The following is an 18,283-nucleotide window of genomic DNA, read 5'->3' as shown; positions in this document are numbered from 1 at the left end:
GGGCGCCCTCAGTTCAGGAGAAGGCCGTGCGCCCCGCCGACCATCAGCCCAAGCAGCGGGATGGACAGCAAGGTGTTGACCCTGGCCGACAGGAACGTCACCCGCGAGCATCTCACCCGTTCTTCGAAAGGGGCGGCGACGAAGCCAAGGACCTTCTTCTGGTGGGGCCACAGGACCAGCCAGAGATTGGCGACCATCAGGGTCCCGATCCAAAAGCCAAGGCCGATGGGAGCGGCGGCGCCCGACAGGCTCAGCGCCTCGGTCACGATACCGGCGCGGGCCAGCATGGCCAGACCGGTGCACCACACCACCACCGAAGCCCAGCGGAAAGTCCCGTGTTCGCGCGCCAGGCGGGCCTGGAAGTCATGGCCCGTCGGATCAAGCCCCGAACCGTCCCCGGCGAAGGGGACGAAATGGGGGCGCGAGATGAAATTGGCGTAATTGTGCCCGATCCATATCAGGGCGCCGCCCACATGAATCCAGCGCAGGGCCAGATCGATCAGGGCGGAGGAAAGGGCCATCACGGATGGCCCAGGGCCATCAGGCGCAGGGCGATTCCCGCCACCAGACTCAGAGCCAGGCCGCAGGCCAGTGTCCCGCCAATGGAATCAAGGATACAGCGGTGCGGGAAGGGAGGAGGAGTCATAGAGCGGCTCTTCTCGACAAGGGCCATGGGAAGGGAGCCTGTGCGAACTCCCTTCCCACCAATCCTCAGCGCACGAAAACGTAGGCGGTGACTTCGAAGCCCATGCGCAGATCGCAGTAAGCCGGCTTTTCCCACTTCATGGCAGATCCTCACGGTTGGAGAGAGAGGGATACACGAGACGACTTTATGCCGGGTGGCCCAGGGCCGAAATTGCCAATAGGTCTAAGGCCATCTAAACGATGGGGGCGCCATAGCCCCAGGAATAGGGAACCGGGCCGGACAAGGCCACTTCGTCGCCATCGTCGAGTTCGCGGTCCAGATTGACCGGGGCGCCAAGCTGGCGGGTGACGTCCTTGCCGTTCACCAGCACCAGGAAGATCTTATCCCGAGGCACATGAAAACGGGCTGCAAGCTCGCCGATCACGGTTCCGGCAGGCACGTCCAGGCGCAGCGGCGCCGAACCACCGGCGTAAGGCGACAGGCTGTTGAACAGCTTCACCGTGACGCTGATGGTGGGAGCAAGGCCGGAATTGTCGCCAATACCAGGAGATGAAATGCATGTATTGAGGCGTGCCGTCATGATCGGGGTCATTCTCCTGCCGAACAGGGCTTGATGAAGGGGTTAGCCTGCGGCCCCGGCCTTGCGCATGACCAGCGGACGGGAATTGCGCTGGGGCCGGTGCGCCTCGATGATCGCCTGATTCACCATATGGTGGAAGGGCGATTTCGAGCAGGCCGGGTCAGGATTGGCGGCATCGCCTGTCAGCAGATAGGACTGGCAGCGGCAGCCTCCGAAATCCTTTTCCTTCTCGTCGCAGGACCGGCACGGTTCCTTCATCCAGCCGTCGCCGCGATAGGTCTTGAACGCCGGGGAGTCCCGCCAGATCCATTCCACCGAATGATCGCGCACCGACGGGAAGTCCAGACCTTTGAGGATTCGGGCCTCCTGACAGGGCAGGGCCAGACCGTCCGGCGCGATGGTCATGATGATGGCGCCCCAGCCGTTCATACAGGCCTTGGGGCGGCCGTTATAGTAGTCGGGGATGACGAAATAGACGGTCATCTTCTTGCCGACCCGCTCGCGGAAGGCGTTGATGGCGGCTTCCGAGGCCTTGAGCTCCTCCAGGGTCGGCATCAGTTCGTCGCGGTTGACCAGGGCCCAGTTGTAATACTGGACATTGGCGAACTCGACGTAATCGACACCCAGTTCCAGGGCCAGTTCCAGGAAGGCGGTGGCATGGGCGATGTTCTGGCGCACCACGGGAATGTTCAGCACCACGGGAAAGCCCTGGGCCTTGATCTCGCGGATCATCTCGATCTTGTGATTGTGCACCGGAGCGCCCACCAGGGCATTGGTGGTCGCCGCGTCATGGGATTGCAGGCTGACCTGAATCTGCTTTAGGCCCGCCTCTTTAAGCCGCGCCAGACGCTCGGCGCTGAGACCCACGGTGGAGGTGATCAGATTGGTGTAGTAACCCAGCCGGTCGGCCTCGGCCACCAGTTCCTCGAGATCGGGGCGCAGCGCGGGCTCGCCGCCGGTAAAGCCCAGTTGCAGGCTGCCCAGGGCGCGGCTTTCGGCCAGGACCCGCTTCCACTCCTCGGTGGACAGCTCGTCGGTGATGGAGCCGAATTCCAGCGGGTTGTTGCACCACGAGCATTGCAGGGGGCAACGATAGGTCAGTTCACAGACCAGCCACAGCGGTTTGCCCTGCCCATCAAGCCTTAACGCGGGTCCAGCACTTGTCATTGGAAATCTCCAGGAATGCCAGGATATCGGCGGCGATGTCCTCTTCGGGGCATAGCGCGCTGAGCTCGGTGATCAGCGCGCCGACTTGACGGCCGCCGACGCAGCGCTTCAAGATCTCGCCCGCCGACGAGTTCAGCTTGACGATGCCTTCAGGATAGAGAAGGACATGAGCCTGTTCCGACTCTTCCCAGCGCAGCAGGTATATTGGGTTGACCTCAATAATGTCCGTCATGAGTATTTTTGATTCGTCGGACATTAGTTGCCTCCGGCGCATTAGACCTATTGCGTATGGATGGATAATGGAATGATTCCTATAATCCAGCATCGCATTGGCCTGCATTGTGTTTGGCTGGCTGCCGGTGCGGCAATTGGCAATAGGTCTAAGGCCCAGGGAAATGGCGGAGACGCTTGAGTTTGCCGCGGCTTTGGCCTCGGTCATTGGGGGAGGGCTGGAACTGGTGCTGGCCCGTCGCGCCCTGATCTGGCTGGGGCAGCGCTCGGAGGGGCGCGTCCAGGCCCTGGAAAGCGCGCGGGTGCGGCTTGCGGCGGGGCGGGCCCTGGGCTTGGCCGCGCTGGCTTTGGCCGTGGCCCTGGGCGGCGCACGGCATATTGCCGAAATTTGCGGCCCCATCCTTGTTCTGCCTGCGGTGTTGGTTCTTCGCACCGTCCTCGACCTTCCCTTTGCCGCCTGGGGGTGGCTTGTGGCCGGACGGTGGAGCCTGGCGGGGTTTTGCCGCGAACAGGCGCGGCGTCTGGGCCGTGAACTGGCGGCGATGCTTCCCCTGGCGGCTTTGACCGGTGCGGCCGTGGAACTGGGCGGCGGCTGGCTTGCCGCCTGGGTGGGGCTGGCCCTGGCGTTGCTGTGGCGGGAATGGGTTCCCGCCGCTGGCCGATGCTTGAGCGCGGCGCCTTCTCCGCTGGCCGGACTGAGCCATCTTGAGGGGGTGACGGTCTGGCTGTCCGATGAAGGACGGCGAAGCGGACAACTCAACGCCCGTGCCGAGGGGATCGGCCGCCAGCGCCGCATCATCCTCAACGACACCCTGGTCGAAGCCTTGCCCTTGGATGAGGTGACGGCTGTCCTGGCCCATGAGGAGGGCCATCTCGTTCATCGTCACCGCGAGCGGCTCTTGCTCTGGCGGTTGGGTCTGGGGCTGGCGGCATTGTGGATTGCCGCGCCTGACGGTGTGGGGTTGGCCGTTCTGCTGGCCGCCTTGCCGATGCTCATCCTGCCGGTAAGGCCGCTGGAGGCGCTGCTGATCCGTCGCTGGGAGGGGCAGGCCGACAGCCATGCCGCGGATAAGGCCGGGGCACCGGCTTTTATGCGTGCGCTGGAGCGCCTTTACGGCGCCAATGCCACGGCACCGGCGCCAGAACCCCTCTGGGCCTTGTGGCACCATCCCCATCCCTCGCCCTCGGCGCGTCTGGCCGAACTGGGCCGGTATTCGACCAAGGTGGGGATTGCCGCCGCCGCCAGGCCGGGAGCAGGCTGAGCCCTCGCCGGGGAGGAGGGGATGCGACGTCTGCTGCTTGTGCTGTTGCCGCTGCTGATCTGTTGCCAGCCCGCCTGGGCGCGGCTGAACCACCGCGATCTTGCCGCCATGATCACGCCGCCGCTGCAACTGGGGGCGCCCGACCCGGCCTTGCCCATCTGGACCTTGCTGGACGGCGGCGGCGCCTTCACGGGATATATTTTCGAGTCGAAGGATTTGGCGCCCATTCCCGGTTTTTCCGGGGCGCCCATCAATCTCCTGATTTCCATGGACCGCAACGGCACCTTTTTGGATGTCCGTCTTCTCGACCAGAATGAGCCGGTCTTCGTGAGCGGGCTGGGGCCGCGTCCCCTGTACGAATTTCTGCGCCAGTACACCGGCCTGTCCCTGGCCCATAACATCAAGGTGGGCGGCGCCCACGACCAGGGCCGCGACACCAGCGCCAATACCTGGGTGGACGGGGTCAGCAAGGCGACCGCCTCGGTGCGCATCGCCAACGAGACCATCCTGGCCTCGGCCCTGATGGTGGCGCGCGAGAAGCTGGCGGCCATCGCGCCCAAGCCCGCGGGGCGGCCCCGCCCTGACGCCTTCAAGACCATGTCGTGGGACGATCTGGTGGCCGCCGGGCTGATCGGCCATCTGCGCCTGGGCCGGGCCGAGGTGGAAAAGGCCTTTGCCGGAACCGGCTTCGCCGAGGAGGGCGACGGCGCAGAGACGATGATCGATCTGTATTTCGCCGATCTGGGGCTGCCGGTGGTGGCGCGCAATCTGCTGACCGAGGATACAAGGCGGCGCATGGCCCGGCATGTGGAATCCTGGGAGGAGCCGGTGCTGGTTCTGGCCTCCGGCCCGCTCTCCATCACCGGCGAGGACTTCGTGCGCAATTCCGTCCCCGACCGGCTGATGCTGCGTCAGGCGGGCTTTCCCATCAGCCTGCGCGACGCTGATGTGGAGCCCGTTCTGCAACCGGGACTGCCGGGTTTCGCCGAAGGCCTGATCCTGCGGGTCGATACCCGCCTGGGCTTTGATCCGGCATCGCTCTGGAGTCTGGGCGTGAGAGTGGTGCGTCGGCACGGCTATATGCGTACCGAAGTCGCCGCCCGTGACTTTCCGGCCGCGTATCATCCCCCGTCCGAACTGTTCCTGATCCCCGAGGTGGTGGCCCCGGCGCCGCCCTGGCTGTCGTCCTGGAGCGGGCGCTGGAGTGAAATCACCGCTCTTCTGGGGTTTCTGGCGGCCCTGACCGCCGGTTTGGCCGGGCGATCGCCTTGGCTGGCCCGGGCGGGGCGGCTGTGGTCCTGGCGGATGGCGGCATTGCTGGTGACCCTGGTGTTCATCGGCTGGTACGGTCAGGGCCAGCTTTCCATCGTCAATCTGACCGCTTTGATCACGACGCTGCGCCAGGGCGGGTCGCTGGCCTTCTTCCTCTACGATCCCTTCACGGTGATCGTCTGGCTCTATACCCTGCCGACCCTGCTGGTCTGGGGGCGGGGAACCTTCTGCGGCTGGCTGTGCCCCTTCGGAGCCTTGCAAGAGGTGGCGGGCGAGTTGGCTCTCGTCCTGAAGCTTCGGCAGCGGCCCTTGCCCGCCCGTCTGGGCTTGGTGAAATACGCGGTGCTGGCCGTGGTCCTGGCCTCGCTGGGCTGGGAAGGAGCCACTGACAAGGCGGTAGAGGTCGAACCGTTCAAGACCGCCATCACCTTGGGCTTCGACCGATCCTGGCCCTTCGTCGCCTATGGGCTGGCGGTTTTGGCCTTGGGGTTGGTGGTCTACAAGGGATATTGCCGGGTGCTTTGTCCTCTGGGCGCCGCCTTGGCCCTGATGGGACATTTGCGGCGATGGGACTGGATATCCCGGCGCGATTCCTGCGGCACGCCCTGCCGACTGTGCGAGGTGCGTTGCCGCTATGGCGCCATCGCCCGTTCGGGTCGTGTGGCCTATGACGAGTGCTTTCAATGCCTGGATTGCGTTTCCATCCACGACGATCCCGGCACCTGCGTGCCGCTGGTTCTGGCGAAGCGCAAGGGACGGCCTTGTCCCTAGGTCTAATGGCTGCCCCCCCGAGGGCGGTGCTAGCCTCGCCGCAAATGGATGTTCATAGGGGAGACCTGGACAGATGAGACATTTGCGTGGTTGGGCTCTCGCTTCGGCGGCCCTGGTGTGCGCCGCCTTGCCCGTCCGGGCCGAGACGGTCGAGGAAGCGGCGGGCAGGCATGTGTTCGATCACTGCAAGGCCTGCCACTCCGCCGATCCGGGCAAGCAGGGCTTTGGCCCCAATCTGCACGGCGTGGTCGGCCGCCCGGCGGCCTCGTTACCCACCTTCATGTATTCCGAGGCGCTGAAGGCCTCCGGGCTGATCTGGACCGAGGACAATCTGCGCGCCTGGATCGCTGGCAATGACAAGCTGGTTCCCGGCACCCGCATGCGCCATGTGGCCATTACCGACCGCGCCGAGCAGGACTATCTGATCGCCTATCTCAAGACCTTCGGCGATTCCATGGGGCCGGAACAGGCGCGGGTGCTGTTGGACCGCGCCGTGGGCAAGGTGAAGAGCGACGGCCCGGACAAGGCCTTCGCCGCCTTCAACGATCCCAAGGGCGGCTTCGTCGCCCGCGATCTCTATGTCTTCGTGTTCGACATGAAGGGCAAGTACATGGCCTCTGGCGGCAATCCCAAGCTGACTGGCACCGACGCCTCCAAGCTTCAGGATGCCGAGGGCAAGGCCATCGTCAGCGAGATGATCAACATCGCCAATTCCACCGGCAAGGGCGAGGTGGATTATATGTGGCTGAACCGGGTCGATAATCAGGTGGAAAAGAAGCGTTCCATGATCCAGCGGGTCGGCGATTACATCGTCGGTGTCGGCTATTACTTCCACTGACGGCGTGCCGCGCGGTGCTTCAAGGCCCGCGCGGCTCCACCGGCACCAGGGGAAGATCGGCGAATTCCCATCCGTCGGTGCCGTCGGGATACCAATGGACCCGCGAATAACCCAGTTCCATGGCCCGGATGGCGGCGTTCCAGCTCATCCAGCAATCGATGATGCAAAAGAACATCAGTGGCCGGGTGTGGTCGCCGCCGCTCAGATCCCGCAATTGGGCCGCGAACCAGACCCGCATCTCGGGTGACAGATCGCCATAGCCGGTATTGGCCAGCCAGACCGCGCCGGGCAGGCTGAGATGGGGCCGGGGCAGCAGCCACGCGCCGCCATCGGGCCTGCGCGGCGCGGGCAGCACGTCGATGGCCACCACTGTGCCCGCTTCCATCAGGGCCTTGGCATCGGCGGTATCGACGGTGACGGCGCCGGGCAAGTCCAGCGGCGTCGGAGCGCGGTAATCGCCGCTGCGGTACTGCGCCGCCTGGGCGGGCGGGCAGAGCAGCAGGGCGGCGGCGAGAAAAAGTCGCTTCATGGGGCCATCATCTGGCGGGGAGGTGGGGCGCTCCCATTGGCAATAGGTCGAATACCGCCGTTTTGCGCCGCTGCTAGACTGGGGGCAGGAGAGTTCCCCCATGCGCCTGTCCATGATCGCCGCCCTGTTGCTGCTGATGGTTATGCCCGCCCGGGCAGCGGAGACCATCCGGCTGGGCCTGCTCAGCTTCGGCACGGTGCAGTGGGAGATCGAGACCATGCGGGCCCGCCGCCTCGATGCCGCCCACGGGCTTCGGGTCGAGCCTGTGGAACTGGCCGGAAAGGACAGTGCCTCGGTGGCGCTGCTGGCCGGTTCCGTGGACGCCATCGTCGGCGACTGGCTGTGGGTGTCGCGTCAGCGGGCCATGGGCCATGATCTCACATTCATTCCCTGGTCGGTGATGACCGGCGCCCTGCTGGTGCCCGAGGCCTCGCCGGTCACCTCCCTGGCCGATCTGGAGGGCAAGCGGGTCGGCATCGCCGGTGGTCCCCAGGACAAGGGCTGGCTTTTGCTGCGCGCCCTGGCCAGCCGCCGCCACGGCCTGGATCTGGACCGGGCGGTGGACAAGGCCTTCGCCGCGCCGCCGTTGCTGGCCCAGCAGATGGAGGCGGGGCGTCTGGACGCCTTGTTGACCTTCTGGCAGGCGGCGGTGCCCCTGGAGATCAAGGGAATGCGCCGTCTGGTGGACGTGGCCGCCATTCCCGCCCAATTGGGGATCGCCTCCAATCCCCCGCTGCTGGGCTGGATCTTCCACCGGTCCTGGGCCGATGCCCATGATTCCGAGATCAAGGCTTTTCTGGCCGCCGAGGCCGAGACGCGGGCCGCCATGTGCGCCGAGGGCTTCGACTGGTCCGCTCTCGATTCCCTGACGCGGGCCGCCGAGCCCCGGCTGCGCAACGGTTTGCGGGCCGGGTTCTGCGCCGGAATTCCCGCCGCCTGGGGGGAACAAGAGCGCCGGGAGGCGGAAAAGGTCTTCGCCATCCTGGCCCGATTGGGCGGCGAGGATCTGGTCGGCCCCTCGCCCATCTTGCAGCCGGGCACATTCTGGACCGCCCGGTGATGGGGCGGCGGCTGGGCTGGCAATTCCTGTCCTTTCTGTCGCTGGTCCTGGTCTGGCAGGGCCTGGCGGTCATGGTGCCCGCGGCCACATTGCCGCCGCCCGCCGAGGTGGCGGCGGTGCTAGTCAAGGCCTTGCTGAAGGGCGATCTCGGCCATCATCTCGCCATCACCCTGGCCCGTGTTCTGGCGGCCTTTTTCCTGGCGCTCGGTCTGGGTACAGCCATGGGCATCGCCCTGGGACGGTGGCGGGGGCTGGATCGGGTCTTCGACGCCTGGGTGGTGTTCTTTCTCAACCTGCCGGCCCTGGTGACGGCCATCCTGTGCTTCGTCTGGTTCGGGCTGACCGAAGGCGCCGCCCTGGCGGCGGTGGTGCTGAACAAGATTCCGTCGGTGGTGGTGACCCTGCGTGAAGGGGCGAGGGCCCTGGAACCCGCCTATGGCGATCTGGCGGACCTCTACCGTATCGGCCGCTGGCGATGCTTGCGTCATGTCGTGCTGCCGCAACTGGCGCCCTATCTCATGGTGGCGGCGCGGTCCGGTCTGGCCTTGATCTGGAAGATCGTCCTGGTGGTCGAACTGTTGGGGCGCAGCGACGGAATCGGCTTCAAGCTGCATCTGTTCTTCCAAGGCTTCGATGTCGCCGGAATCCTGGCCTATTCCCTGGCCTTCATCCTGGTGGTCCAGGCCATCGAACTGGCGGTGCTGGCCCCCCTGGAGCGAAAGGTCTCCCGCTGGCGTGACTGAGATGATCCTGGCTCATATCAGGGAAAAGCGCTTTGGCGGCCGGGTGGTTCTGGCCGGGCTGAACGTCGAGGTCTCGCCCGGCGAGGTGGTGGCCGTGATGGGGCCGTCGGGCTCGGGCAAGTCCACCTTGTTGCGCATCCTGGCGGGGCTCGACCGTGACTTCGTCGGCGAGGCCGTTCAGCCTTCGGTCCTGGGGATGGTGTTTCAGGAGCCCTGCCTGCTGCCCTGGATGAGCGTCGCCGCCAATATCGCCCTGGTGGCGCCGCGCCTGGGCCCCGAGGCCATCGAGGCGGGTCTGGCGGCGGTGGGTCTGGCCGGGAAGGGGGAACTTCTGCCCCGGCAGATGTCACTGGGCATGGCCCGCCGCGCGGCGGTGGCCCGTGCCCTGGCGGTGGAACCCCAGGCCCTGTTGCTGGACGAGCCCTATGTCTCCCTCGATGCGGAGTCGGTGCGGCTGACCCGTCGGGCCGTGGAGGATTACCGTGCCCGCCGCCATCCGGCGGTGGTCATGGTCAGCCATGACGCCGCCGATCTGGACGGTATCGCCTCGCGGGTGATTTCTATTCCATGACCCGCCGGGCCAGGAAGCCGCGCGACGGGTCATAGCCCCAGACCGCCAGGGCGGAAAACACCGCCAGACTGCCCAGGACCCAGGCCAGGGACGAAGGCGACACATCCAGGTAAAGGGCGAAGCGGATGGCCTCGACCGCATGGGTAAAGGGGTTGAACTGGGCGAGATGGGCCAGGAGCGGGCTGGATTCCGCCACCTTCCACAAGGGATACAGGGCCGAGGACAAGAAGAAGGCGGGAAAGATCACGAAATTCATCACGCCCGCGAAATTCTCCAACTGACGGATGGCCGAGGACAGAAACAGGCCCGCCGCGCCCAGCATCAGCCCGGTCAGGAACAAAACCGGCAGCGCCGCCACATAGCCCAGCGCCGGAACCTCGACCCCGAAGGCCAAGGCGGCCAGCAGGAAGACATAGACCTGGACCAGGGAGACCAACGCGCCTGCGATCAGCTTGCAGGCCAGCAGCCACCAGCGCGGCAGCGGGCTGGTCAGCAACACCCTCATACTGCCGGTCTCGCGGTCATAAACCATGGAGAGCGAGGTCTGCATGCCGTTGAACAACTGCACCATGCCCACCAGACCGGGCAGGATATAGACCTCGTAGGTGATGTAGCTGTCATAGGGCGGCGTGATGGCCACGCCCAGGGCGGCCCGGAACCCGGCGGCGAAGATCACCAGCCACAGCATGGGCCGCAGCAGGGCCGAGACCATGCGCTCTTTCTGACCCATGAAGCGCAATCCCTCGCGGATCAGGATGCCCCACAGGGAGATCAGCCAGATCATGACGGTCCCTCCGACAACAGCCTTTGGACGGCGCCTTCCAGATTGGCGGCGCCGGTGCGCTCCATCAGGGCGCGCCCCTTGCCTTGGGCGCGGATCCGGCCCGATTGCAGCACGATCACCGGATCGTCGGCCTCGGCCTCGTCCATGAGATGGGTGGTCCATAGCACCGCCAGACCCTCGTCGCGGCACGATCGGCGCAGATGGGCCAAAAGCGAGCGCCGCGAGGCGCTGTCCAAGCCGACCGTCGCCTCGTCGCAGACCAGCAGCGCGGGCTGATGCAGCAGGGCGCGGGCCAGTTCCAGCTTGCGGCGGTTGCCGCCCGACAAGGCGCGGGCCGGGCTGGACCACGCGTCTTCCAGGCCGAAGCGGGCCAGGGCCAAGGTAAGGGCTGCCTCGGCCCGGCTTCCTCCCATGCCGTGCAGCGCGGCGGCATAGCGCAGGTTCTGGGCGAGCGTGAGGTCGAGATCCAGGGTGGATTGCTGGAACACCACGCCCAGCCGGGCCAGGGCTTTGCCGGGATGGCGGCCAAGGTCGTGGCCGCCGATGGCGATGGAGCCCGAACTGGGGGCGTACAGGCGGGTGATCAGGTTGACCAGGGTGCTCTTGCCCGCGCCATTGGGGCCCAGCAGCATGGTGAAGCATCCGGCCGGAACCGACAGGCCGATATCGTCCAGGGCGAAGCCCGAGCGATAGCGGTAGCCAAGCTGGGACAGGGCCAGGGCGTCGGTCATGGCCTGATCGCCACGCCCCAGGGATAGCGCCCGACGGCGATGGTCTTGACGACGCCAAGGCTCTTGGTGTCGATCACCGAGACGTCGCCAGAAATGCCGTTGGTCGCCAACAACTTGGAGCCGTCGGGGGTCAGGGCCAGATGCCAGACCCGGCGGCCCACCAGAATGTATTTCACCACCGTCAGGGTCTTGGTGTCGATCACCGCCACATGATTGGCCGGGCCCAGCGCCACGAAGGCCAGGGCGCCGTCCGCCGAGAGTCTAAGGCCCACCGGCTGAATCTTGTCCTTGGCTATGCCGGGAATGGCGAAGGAGATAGTCTGGCGCTCGGTCCGGCTGGCCGTGTCGATGACATGGACGGTACCGCCGATCTCGGCGGTGACCCACAATGTCTTGCCCGTGGAATCGAAGGTGGCGAAACGCGGCCGCGAGCCCACGGCGGTGTTGTCCAGCAAGGTCAGACGGTCGGCGTCCAGCCAATGGACCATATTGGTGGTCTCGGAGGTGTTGACGGCGATCTTGCCGTCGGGGCTGACCGCCATGCCTTCCGGCTCGATGCCCACATCCACCTGACCGATGACCTTGCGGCTGTGGACGTCGATCACGGTGACCACGTTGTTGTTCTCGTTGGCGACGTAAAGACGGCGGCCATCGGGGTGCAAGGTGAATTGCTCCGGGTCCTCGCCCGAGGGCAGGTCGTGAATCAGCTTGAGGCTGGCCAAATCCATCACCTGGATGGCGTCGCTGTCCGAGGCGCAGATATAGAGATGCTTGAAGTCGGGTGACAAGGTGATGCCGCGCGGACGGCGTCCGACCTTGACCGTCTGGGTCACCGCCATGGTCTTGATGTCGATCACCGAGATAGAATTGTCCTTCTCGTTGGAGACATAGGCGGTCTGGGCGAGGGCGGTGCCGCCCCACGCCAGCAGGACGGCCGTCAGTGCAAGACGCATAGGTTTTCCCCTTTGTCGGTGCCCAGGGTGTCCAGATCGGTGATGGGGTGCAGTAATCCCTCCTGGGGGGCGGCGGCCACCACGGCCCTGGCCCAGCCCACCAGCATGGGCTGGCGCAACTGGCCGTCCCAGGGGCGGAAGCTGGCGGTGCGGCCCTTATAGACCGCCAATGCGAAGTTTTCGGCCCGCAACGTGGCCTCGATGCGTTCGGGATCGGTGGCGCGGGCGCGCATGGCCGCCTCGCCGATGGCGCGGCCCGCGGTCCAGGCGGCGAAATCAAGTTCGGTCATGGCGCGGTGGTTCTGGGCCCGAAAGCGGTTCTGCAATTGGTTGGCGCCCCATTGGTCATGGGCCGGATGCCAGGCCGAGGCGCCCAGCCCCTGGGTTCCGGCCACCGGGCGCGGGTCGAAGGTGTTGAACATGGCCGTATCGCCGAACTCGCCCGTCTCGTCGGCGACCATTAGAACGTCATAGGACCAGTCGCGGGTGAGGGCAGCCACTTCGCCCTCGGCATTACGCTGGGCGTCGCGGGTGAAGGTCCAGGGCTTTTCCGCCACGATCCGTGCCCCGAATTTGCGGGCGGCGCGGCGCAGCGCGGCGGCGCGAAGCCCGTCCTCGGGGGCGGGGCCGACCAGAAGTGCCCACTTCTTCCAGTTCCGCCGCACCAGGAGCTGCGCCAGGGCATCGGCCTGCATGGCCCGGCTGGGAATGGTGTGAAGCAGGTTGCGTCGGCACTGGCCCTCGCGCAAGGAATCGTCCTCGGCTCCGGAATTGAGGAACACAAGCCCTGCGGCGGCGGGCAAGGCCGCCAGCGTCGAGAGCAGCGGCGCCGGAAGATCGGTCACCACGAACCGGATGCCCGATTGGGCCAGCCGGACCAGGGCGGGTTCGGCCTCGGCTTCATTTGTCAGGGTGATCGCGTCCAGGCGGTAGCTCTGGCCAAGGAAACGGCCCCCCGCATTGTTGTCGGCGATGGCCTGGCGCAATCCGGCCAGGCCGAGATCGGCGGGGGGTGGGCCGTCGAGAACAGTGACAGGGCGATCGGAGACGGGCCGCAATCCCAGCCAGCCGAGTCCGATCTCGGCCGCCTCGGCGGCGGTCGTGACCATCAGGATCGCCAGGGCCAGTCCCATTGCTCGAATCACATCGCACCCCGTCCGTCCTTGGACCGAAAGCCCAGTCTAGAAGGGGGGAGGGGAGGGGCAAAATTGGACCTTTGTCCAATGGCGAAACGGGGGCAAACGACCGGAAATCCGGGAAAATTGTGCCAAGGTCCAATACAGCCCCTTGCCCGTCGCCGCTACCATGCCGTCCAACGAGTTTTGGTGCGAAGGAAGGGACCATGTTCAGTTTCATCGGACGTTTGGGGCTGGTGGCCCTGCTTCTGGCTGGTGTCGCCGGTACGGCTCTGGCCCATGGTGACGTGACCCCCCAGGCGGTGAATACCGAAGGCCTGAAGAAGCTGGGTGACAAGTGGCAGAAGGAAAATCCCTATCGCGGCAACAAGCGGGCCATCGAGATCGGCACATCCGCCTTCAATCAGAATTGCGCCCGTTGCCATGGATTGGGCGCGGTGTCAGGCGGCATCGCCCCGGACCTGCGCTATCTGCCCGAAGGTCTCGAGGGTGACGAGTGGTTCCTGGAGCGTATCCGTGGCGGCGCCGTGCGCGATGGCCGCGTCTACATGCCCAAATTCGAGGGCGTGCTGAGCCAGGAAGCCATGTGGGCCATCCGCGCCTGGCTGGAAACCGTTCGTGAGAAATAGGCCCATGATCCGGTGCCTTTTCATCCTTGCGGGACTGTTGATGGCGTCGCTGGCCTCGGGCGGCGGCGCCTCGGCAGCCAGTCTCGACGACATCCAGGCCAAGGGCGAATTGACCGTGGCGGTCTATCGCGATTTCCCGCCCTTTTCGTCGCGCCAGGGCGGCAAGCTGGTGGGCATCGATATCGATCTGGCCAAGGCCCTGGCCAAGCGCCTGAAGCTCAAAGCCGGTTTCATGGAGCTGACGGCGGGCGAAAGCGTTGACGACGATCTGCGCAACGCGGTGTGGAAGGGCCATTACCTGGAACGCCGGGTGGCCGATGTGATGATGCATGTGCCCAATGACCGGGTCTTTGCGCTTCGCAACAACAACGCCGTCATCTTCGCCCCCTATTTCCGCGAGCGGGTGGCGGTGGCGCGTAATCCCGACAAGGTGACGGCCCGAGACGACGTCACCGTCTTCGAGCGCGAGCGGGTGGGGGTCGAACTGGCGACCCTGGCCGACGTCTATCTCACCAATCAATTGGGCCACCGCTTTGTGGCCAACGTGGTTCACTTTCCCAATCTGGGGGCGGCTGCCCAGGCCCTGGCCAAGGGCGAGGTGGCGGCGGTCATGGGTAACCAAGCCGAATTGACCAGCGCCCTGAGCGCCCATGGCAAGCGCTTTCCCATCGGCCCCATGACCGCGCCCGGCCTGACCCAATCCACCTGGGAATTGGGGCTGGCGGTCAAGGACAGCAACCGGCAGCTTTCCCATCCGCTTGACGACGCCATCACCCGGATGCGGGCCGACGGCACCATCGCCGCCATCTTCAAGCGGTATGGCCTGACCTATCTGCCGCCGGAGGGCTGAGATGCTCCGCCCGGTCCTTGCCGCGCTGTTGGCGATTGTCCTTGCCCGGCCCGTCTTGGCGGCCGAGGCCCCCGATCCGCTGGACTCGCCGCTTTGGCCGGAGATCCGGGCCCAGGTCCTGGGGACGGGGGCGGTGGTCTTCGATGCGCGCGTGGTGGTGACGGCTCCGGCTTCGGCGGAGAATTCGGCGCAATTGCCAGTGATGGTGCGGGTCGCGGGGCTGGGCAAGGTGCAAAGCCTCGTCCTGTTTGCCGATTACAATCCCATCCCCAAGATCCTGGCCTTGCGCCCCATGGATGCCGAGCCCTTCGTGGCGACCCGCTTCAAGATCAATATGGCAAGCCCGGTCCGCGCCGCCGCCCTGGCCGAGGATGGAATCTGGCATGTGGGCGGGGTTTGGGTGGACGCCGCAGGCGGCGGCTGTACCTTGCCCTCGGCGGCCTCGGCCAATGCCGAATGGCAAAGCCGTCTGGGCGAGATTTCGGCGCGGGCCTGGACCATCGCCCCGGCACTCAGCCGGGTGAAGCTGCGCCTGATCCATCCCATGGATACCGGTCTGGCCGCGGGCATTCCCGCCTTCTATCTCGAACGCTCCACCTTCTCCGGTGCGGATGGCCGGGTTCTGGCCGAGGTCGATACCTTCGAGCCGGTGTCCGAGAATCCGGTGCTGAGCCTGGAACTGCATGGCGAGGCGGGGCCACAGGGCTTCGTCTATACGGGCCGGGACATGGGCGGCAACGAGTTCCGGGGCCGCATCCGGGTGGGAGGGCCACGCTCATGAGAGCGCTTGTCCTTCTCCTGGCCGTCCTGCTGGTGCCCGGCCTGGCTCAGGCCGAGGGGCGCCACTACGGCCTTGTTGCCGAGCGGGTGGCGCCCGACACCTATGTCTTCGTCGGAATGCCCGAGAACTTCTCGGTCAAGAATGGCGGCAATATCGTCAATACCGGCTTCATCGTCACCAAGGCGGGCGTGGTGGTGATCGATACCGGTCCGTCCCTGCTGTATGGCCGCGAAATGCGCGAAGCCATTGGCAAAGTCGCGCCTTCGCCGGTGATCCGGGTGATCAACACCCATCTCCATCCCGATCATATCTTCGGCAATCAGGCCTTCACCGATGTGGGGGTGGAGGCGTCGCCCGCCACCATTCACGGCGAGGAGGTCCAGGGCAAGGCCTTCGCCGACAATATGTACCGCATGGTCGGCCCCTGGATGCAGGGCACCGAGCTCAGCCCGCCGGTCAAGGAGACGCCCCGCGCGGTCCAGACCGTCGGCGGCCATCGCCTGGAGATGATCGCGCTGTCCGGCCACACCGATGCCGATCTGATGGTGCTCGATCACAGCACGGGGGTTTTGTTCGCCTCGGACTTGGTGTTCCTCGATCGGGCGCCGACCACGCCGCATGCCGATATGGAGGGCTGGCTGGCGGCCCTGGATGAGGTGGGCAAGCTACCCTTTTCCGTCCTGGTTCCCGGCCATGGCCGCCCCGAGCGCAGCCGCCGCGCCATCGCCCAGACCCGCGACTGGCTGATCTGGCTGAACCAGACCCTGAGCCATGCCGCCGAGAACGGTCTCGACATGACCGAGGCCATGGCACAGCCCATCCCCGAGCGCTTCAAATCCCTCGCCCTGGCGCGGGAGGAATTCGTCCGCTCGGTTTCCCACCTTTACCCGCGCCTGGAACAGGCGGCAATGCGGAGGGCCGAACCATGATTCGTATCCTGGTGCTGGGAGCAGGGGCCGGGGGCGGCTTTCCCCAGTGGAATTGCGGTTGCGACAATTGCCAGCGGGCGCGCTCGGGCGATATGGCAGCACCGGCCCGCACCCAATCCTCCCTGGCGGTCAGTGCCGACGGATTGCGTTGGGTGCTGCTCAACGCCTCGCCCGATCTGGCCGCCCAGATCAAGGCCAATCCGGTTCTGCATCCGCCCGTGGGTGGGCGTGGTTCGCCCATCGTTGCGGCGGTGGTGACCAATGCGGATGTGGATCATATCGCCGGTCTGCTCACCTTGCGCGAATGCCATCGCTTCGCCATTCATGCCACCCGTCGGGTGGTGGGGGTTCTGGGCGCCAACGCCATCTTCAACGTGGTCAATCCCGCCTTCGCGCCGCGCATCGCCGTTTCTCTCGAAGAGCCCACGGCCATCCGGGATGCCGACGGCATCGCCACGGGCCTTAGCGTCACCGCCTTCGCCGTTCCGGGTAAGATCGCCCTGTGGCTGGAAGATCCCGACGCCCCCAATTTCGGCAGTGTGCCCGAGGATACGGTGGGGCTGGAAATCAGCGACGGCGAGTGCAACCGCTTCTTCTATCTGCCCGGCTGCGCCTCGCTGCCGCCCGAACTGGCCGAGCGTCTTCGCGGCGCCGATCTGGTGGTGTTCGACGGAACCACCTGGACCGACGACGAGATGATCCGGAAAGGATTCAGCAACAAGACCGCGTCCCGCATGGGGCACATGGCCATGAGCGGCGAGGACGGCACCATCGCCGCCTTCGCTCTCCTGGACGTGAAGCGGCGGGTTTTCGTTCACATCAACAACACCAACCCGGTTCTGCTGGCCGATTCGCCCGAGCGGCAGGCGGCCGAGGAGGCGGGTTGGGACATCGGCTTCGACGGAATGGAGATCACCTTATGACCACACCGATGACACCGGATCAGTTGGAAGCGCATCTGCGCGGCATGGGCGCCGAGCGCTATCACAACCTTCATCCCTTTCACAAGATGCTGCACGGCGGCAAGGCCACGCCCGGCCAGGTGCGGGCCTGGGCGTTGAACCGCTACTATTATCAGGCCATCATCCCCATCAAGGATTCGGTGATCCTGTCGCGGATCAAGGACCCCGACATCCGCCGCGTCTGGCGCCAGCGCGTGGTCGATCACGACGGCGAGGCGGTGGGCGAGGGCGGCATCGCCCGCTGGCTCAATATGTGCGAGCAGTTGGGCCTGGACCGCGATTACGTCGTCTCGACCGAGGGCCTTCTTCCCGCCACCCGCTATGCCTGCGACGCCTATGTGGATTACGTGCGCGACAATTCAGTCCTGGCGGCCATCGCCTCGTCGCTGACCGAGCTGTTCGCGCCCGATATCCACAAGGAGCGCATCGCCGGTTTCCTGCAGCACTACGACTTCGCCAATGACGTGACCCTGGCCTATTTCAGGAAGCGCCTGGACGAGGCGCCCCGCGACGTTCGCTTCGGGCTGGCTTGGGTCAAGGAGAACGCCAAGACCGTCGAGCAGCAGCAGCAGGTCATCCATGCCCTGTCGTTCAAGCTGGACATGCTGTGGGCTCAGCTTGACGCCCTTCACCTGGCCTATGTGACCCCCGGCATGATCCCGCCGGGAGCCTATATTCCCGAGTAGTTATCGGGGCTTAGCCTGGGGAGCGGGGCGCATTGGACCTTTTGGTAATTGCGCCCCGATCTCGGTCAAATAGTATCCACATACCATACGGCAAGTTATCGGCTTTGGTAACGGAAGGCTGATTGAATGAATTGCCGTGACAAATACTTGCGATGCCCGCCGTCTGGGCTGA

General features: G+C 65.6%; 23 protein-coding genes. 12 read left to right on the top strand and 11 right to left on the bottom strand.

All coding sequences use genetic code 11. The features are described from left to right. Positions 1–8 precede the first annotated feature (8 nt). From CCC_RS06315 to pqqD, 6 genes are all read right to left on the bottom strand, one after another. A complete protein-coding gene (locus CCC_RS06315; RefSeq protein ID WP_009869714.1) occupies positions 9–521 on the bottom strand; it encodes a urate hydroxylase PuuD in 513 nt (170 codons plus the stop codon). Continuing rightward, a complete protein-coding gene (locus tag CCC_RS22910) occupies positions 521–646 on the bottom strand; it encodes a hypothetical protein (RefSeq protein ID WP_269078870.1) in 126 nt (41 codons plus the stop codon). The genes CCC_RS06315 and CCC_RS22910 overlap by 1 nt, the downstream gene beginning before the upstream one ends. Positions 647–711: 65 nt before the next feature. Next, entirely contained in the window at positions 712–786 is a 75-nt protein-coding gene (pqqA, locus tag CCC_RS23030; RefSeq protein ID WP_008618162.1) for a pyrroloquinoline quinone precursor peptide PqqA, read from the bottom strand. 92 nt (positions 787–878) lie between these two features. Beyond that, complete coding sequence (locus CCC_RS06310; RefSeq protein ID WP_041040354.1) at positions 879–1,226, bottom strand: MoaD/ThiS family protein; 348 nt, start codon at positions 1,224–1,226, stop codon at positions 879–881. Positions 1,227–1,268: 42 nt separating this feature from the next. Continuing rightward, positions 1,269–2,393, bottom strand: a complete 1,125-nt coding sequence (gene pqqE / locus CCC_RS06305; protein WP_009869711.1) for a pyrroloquinoline quinone biosynthesis protein PqqE — start codon at positions 2,391–2,393, stop codon at positions 1,269–1,271. Then, entirely contained in the window at positions 2,362–2,649 is a 288-nt protein-coding gene (gene pqqD, locus CCC_RS06300; protein ID WP_041040442.1) for a pyrroloquinoline quinone biosynthesis peptide chaperone PqqD, read from the bottom strand. Before pqqD ends, pqqE begins: the two co-directional genes overlap by 32 nt. A gap of 139 nt (positions 2,650–2,788) precedes the next feature. On the opposite strand from pqqD, the gene CCC_RS06295 reads away from it, so the two are divergent. From CCC_RS06295 to CCC_RS06285, 3 genes are all read left to right on the top strand, one after another. Next, on the top strand, positions 2,789–3,886 hold the full coding sequence (locus tag CCC_RS06295) for a M48 family metalloprotease (RefSeq protein ID WP_009869709.1): 1,098 nt from the start codon (positions 2,789–2,791) through the stop codon (positions 3,884–3,886). A gap of 21 nt (positions 3,887–3,907) precedes the next feature. Further along, a complete protein-coding gene (locus tag CCC_RS06290) occupies positions 3,908–5,929 on the top strand; it encodes a 4Fe-4S binding protein (protein ID WP_009869708.1) in 2,022 nt (673 codons plus the stop codon). A 73-nt stretch (positions 5,930–6,002) separates the two neighbouring features. Then, positions 6,003–6,767 carry a cache domain-containing protein gene (locus CCC_RS06285; protein WP_041040352.1) on the top strand — a complete coding sequence of 255 codons (765 nt, stop codon included), beginning with the start codon at positions 6,003–6,005 and terminating at the stop codon, positions 6,765–6,767. Positions 6,768–6,786: 19 nt separating this feature from the next. On the opposite strand, the gene CCC_RS06280 is transcribed toward CCC_RS06285, so the two are convergent. Then, positions 6,787–7,296, bottom strand: a complete 510-nt coding sequence (locus tag CCC_RS06280) for a rhodanese-like domain-containing protein (protein WP_009869706.1) — start codon at positions 7,294–7,296, stop codon at positions 6,787–6,789. A gap of 100 nt (positions 7,297–7,396) precedes the next feature. Here CCC_RS06280 and CCC_RS06275 point away from each other — a divergent pair, with 100 nt between their 5' ends. From CCC_RS06275 to CCC_RS06265, 3 genes are read left to right on the top strand one after another with little or no spacing between them, the layout of a single operon-like run. Beyond that, a complete protein-coding gene (locus CCC_RS06275; protein ID WP_009869705.1) occupies positions 7,397–8,356 on the top strand; it encodes an ABC transporter substrate-binding protein in 960 nt (319 codons plus the stop codon). After that, positions 8,356–9,099, top strand: coding sequence for an ABC transporter permease (locus tag CCC_RS06270; RefSeq protein ID WP_052472957.1), 744 nt, complete (start codon positions 8,356–8,358; stop codon positions 9,097–9,099). The genes CCC_RS06275 and CCC_RS06270 overlap by 1 nt, the downstream gene beginning before the upstream one ends. A gap of 1 nt (position 9,100) precedes the next feature. Further along, positions 9,101–9,670, top strand: coding sequence for an ATP-binding cassette domain-containing protein (locus tag CCC_RS06265; protein WP_009867262.1), 570 nt, complete (start codon positions 9,101–9,103; stop codon positions 9,668–9,670). Here the strand turns inward: CCC_RS06265 and CCC_RS06260 are convergent. From CCC_RS06260 to CCC_RS06245, 4 genes are read right to left on the bottom strand one after another with little or no spacing between them, the layout of a single operon-like run. Further along, on the bottom strand, positions 9,660–10,454 hold the full coding sequence (locus CCC_RS06260) for an ABC transporter permease (protein ID WP_009867263.1): 795 nt from the start codon (positions 10,452–10,454) through the stop codon (positions 9,660–9,662). The genes CCC_RS06265 and CCC_RS06260 overlap by 11 nt on opposite strands. Next, positions 10,451–11,185, bottom strand: coding sequence for an ATP-binding cassette domain-containing protein (locus CCC_RS06255; RefSeq protein WP_009867264.1), 735 nt, complete (start codon positions 11,183–11,185; stop codon positions 10,451–10,453). The genes CCC_RS06260 and CCC_RS06255 overlap by 4 nt, the downstream gene beginning before the upstream one ends. Continuing rightward, entirely contained in the window at positions 11,182–12,138 is a 957-nt protein-coding gene (locus tag CCC_RS06250; protein ID WP_041040350.1) for a PQQ-dependent catabolism-associated beta-propeller protein, read from the bottom strand. The genes CCC_RS06255 and CCC_RS06250 overlap by 4 nt, the downstream gene beginning before the upstream one ends. Further along, a complete protein-coding gene (locus CCC_RS06245) occupies positions 12,123–13,283 on the bottom strand; it encodes an ABC transporter substrate-binding protein (protein WP_236686318.1) in 1,161 nt (386 codons plus the stop codon). The genes CCC_RS06250 and CCC_RS06245 overlap by 16 nt, the downstream gene beginning before the upstream one ends. Before the next feature lie 197 nt (positions 13,284–13,480). Between CCC_RS06245 and pedF the strand changes: the two genes are divergently transcribed. From pedF to pqqC, 6 genes are read left to right on the top strand one after another with little or no spacing between them, the layout of a single operon-like run. Beyond that, positions 13,481–13,903, top strand: coding sequence for a cytochrome c-550 PedF (gene pedF / locus CCC_RS06240; protein ID WP_009867566.1), 423 nt, complete (start codon positions 13,481–13,483; stop codon positions 13,901–13,903). 4 nt (positions 13,904–13,907) lie between these two features. Further along, on the top strand, positions 13,908–14,753 hold the full coding sequence (locus CCC_RS06235) for a substrate-binding periplasmic protein (RefSeq protein ID WP_041040347.1): 846 nt from the start codon (positions 13,908–13,910) through the stop codon (positions 14,751–14,753). Position 14,754: 1 nt separating this feature from the next. After that, complete coding sequence (locus CCC_RS06230; protein WP_041040345.1) at positions 14,755–15,534, top strand: quinoprotein dehydrogenase-associated SoxYZ-like carrier; 780 nt, start codon at positions 14,755–14,757, stop codon at positions 15,532–15,534. Continuing rightward, positions 15,531–16,463 (top strand): quinoprotein relay system zinc metallohydrolase 1, encoded by a 933-nt coding sequence (locus tag CCC_RS06225; RefSeq protein ID WP_009867563.1) that lies wholly within the window; start codon positions 15,531–15,533, stop codon positions 16,461–16,463. The genes CCC_RS06230 and CCC_RS06225 overlap by 4 nt, the downstream gene beginning before the upstream one ends. After that, positions 16,460–17,386, top strand: a complete 927-nt coding sequence (gene pqqB, locus CCC_RS06220; protein WP_041040343.1) for a pyrroloquinoline quinone biosynthesis protein PqqB — start codon at positions 16,460–16,462, stop codon at positions 17,384–17,386. Before CCC_RS06225 ends, pqqB begins: the two co-directional genes overlap by 4 nt. Next, positions 17,383–18,111, top strand: a complete 729-nt coding sequence (gene pqqC, locus CCC_RS06215) for a pyrroloquinoline-quinone synthase PqqC (protein ID WP_009867561.1) — start codon at positions 17,383–17,385, stop codon at positions 18,109–18,111. The genes pqqB and pqqC overlap by 4 nt, the downstream gene beginning before the upstream one ends. The last annotated feature ends 172 nt before the right edge of the window (positions 18,112–18,283 follow it).

Source organism: Paramagnetospirillum magnetotacticum MS-1 (assembly GCF_000829825.1).
Classification (GTDB): domain Bacteria; phylum Pseudomonadota; class Alphaproteobacteria; order Rhodospirillales; family Magnetospirillaceae; genus Phaeospirillum; species Phaeospirillum magnetotacticum.
Note: the sequence above shows the minus strand (reverse complement) of the source record. Positions and strands in the feature narration are given on the sequence as shown.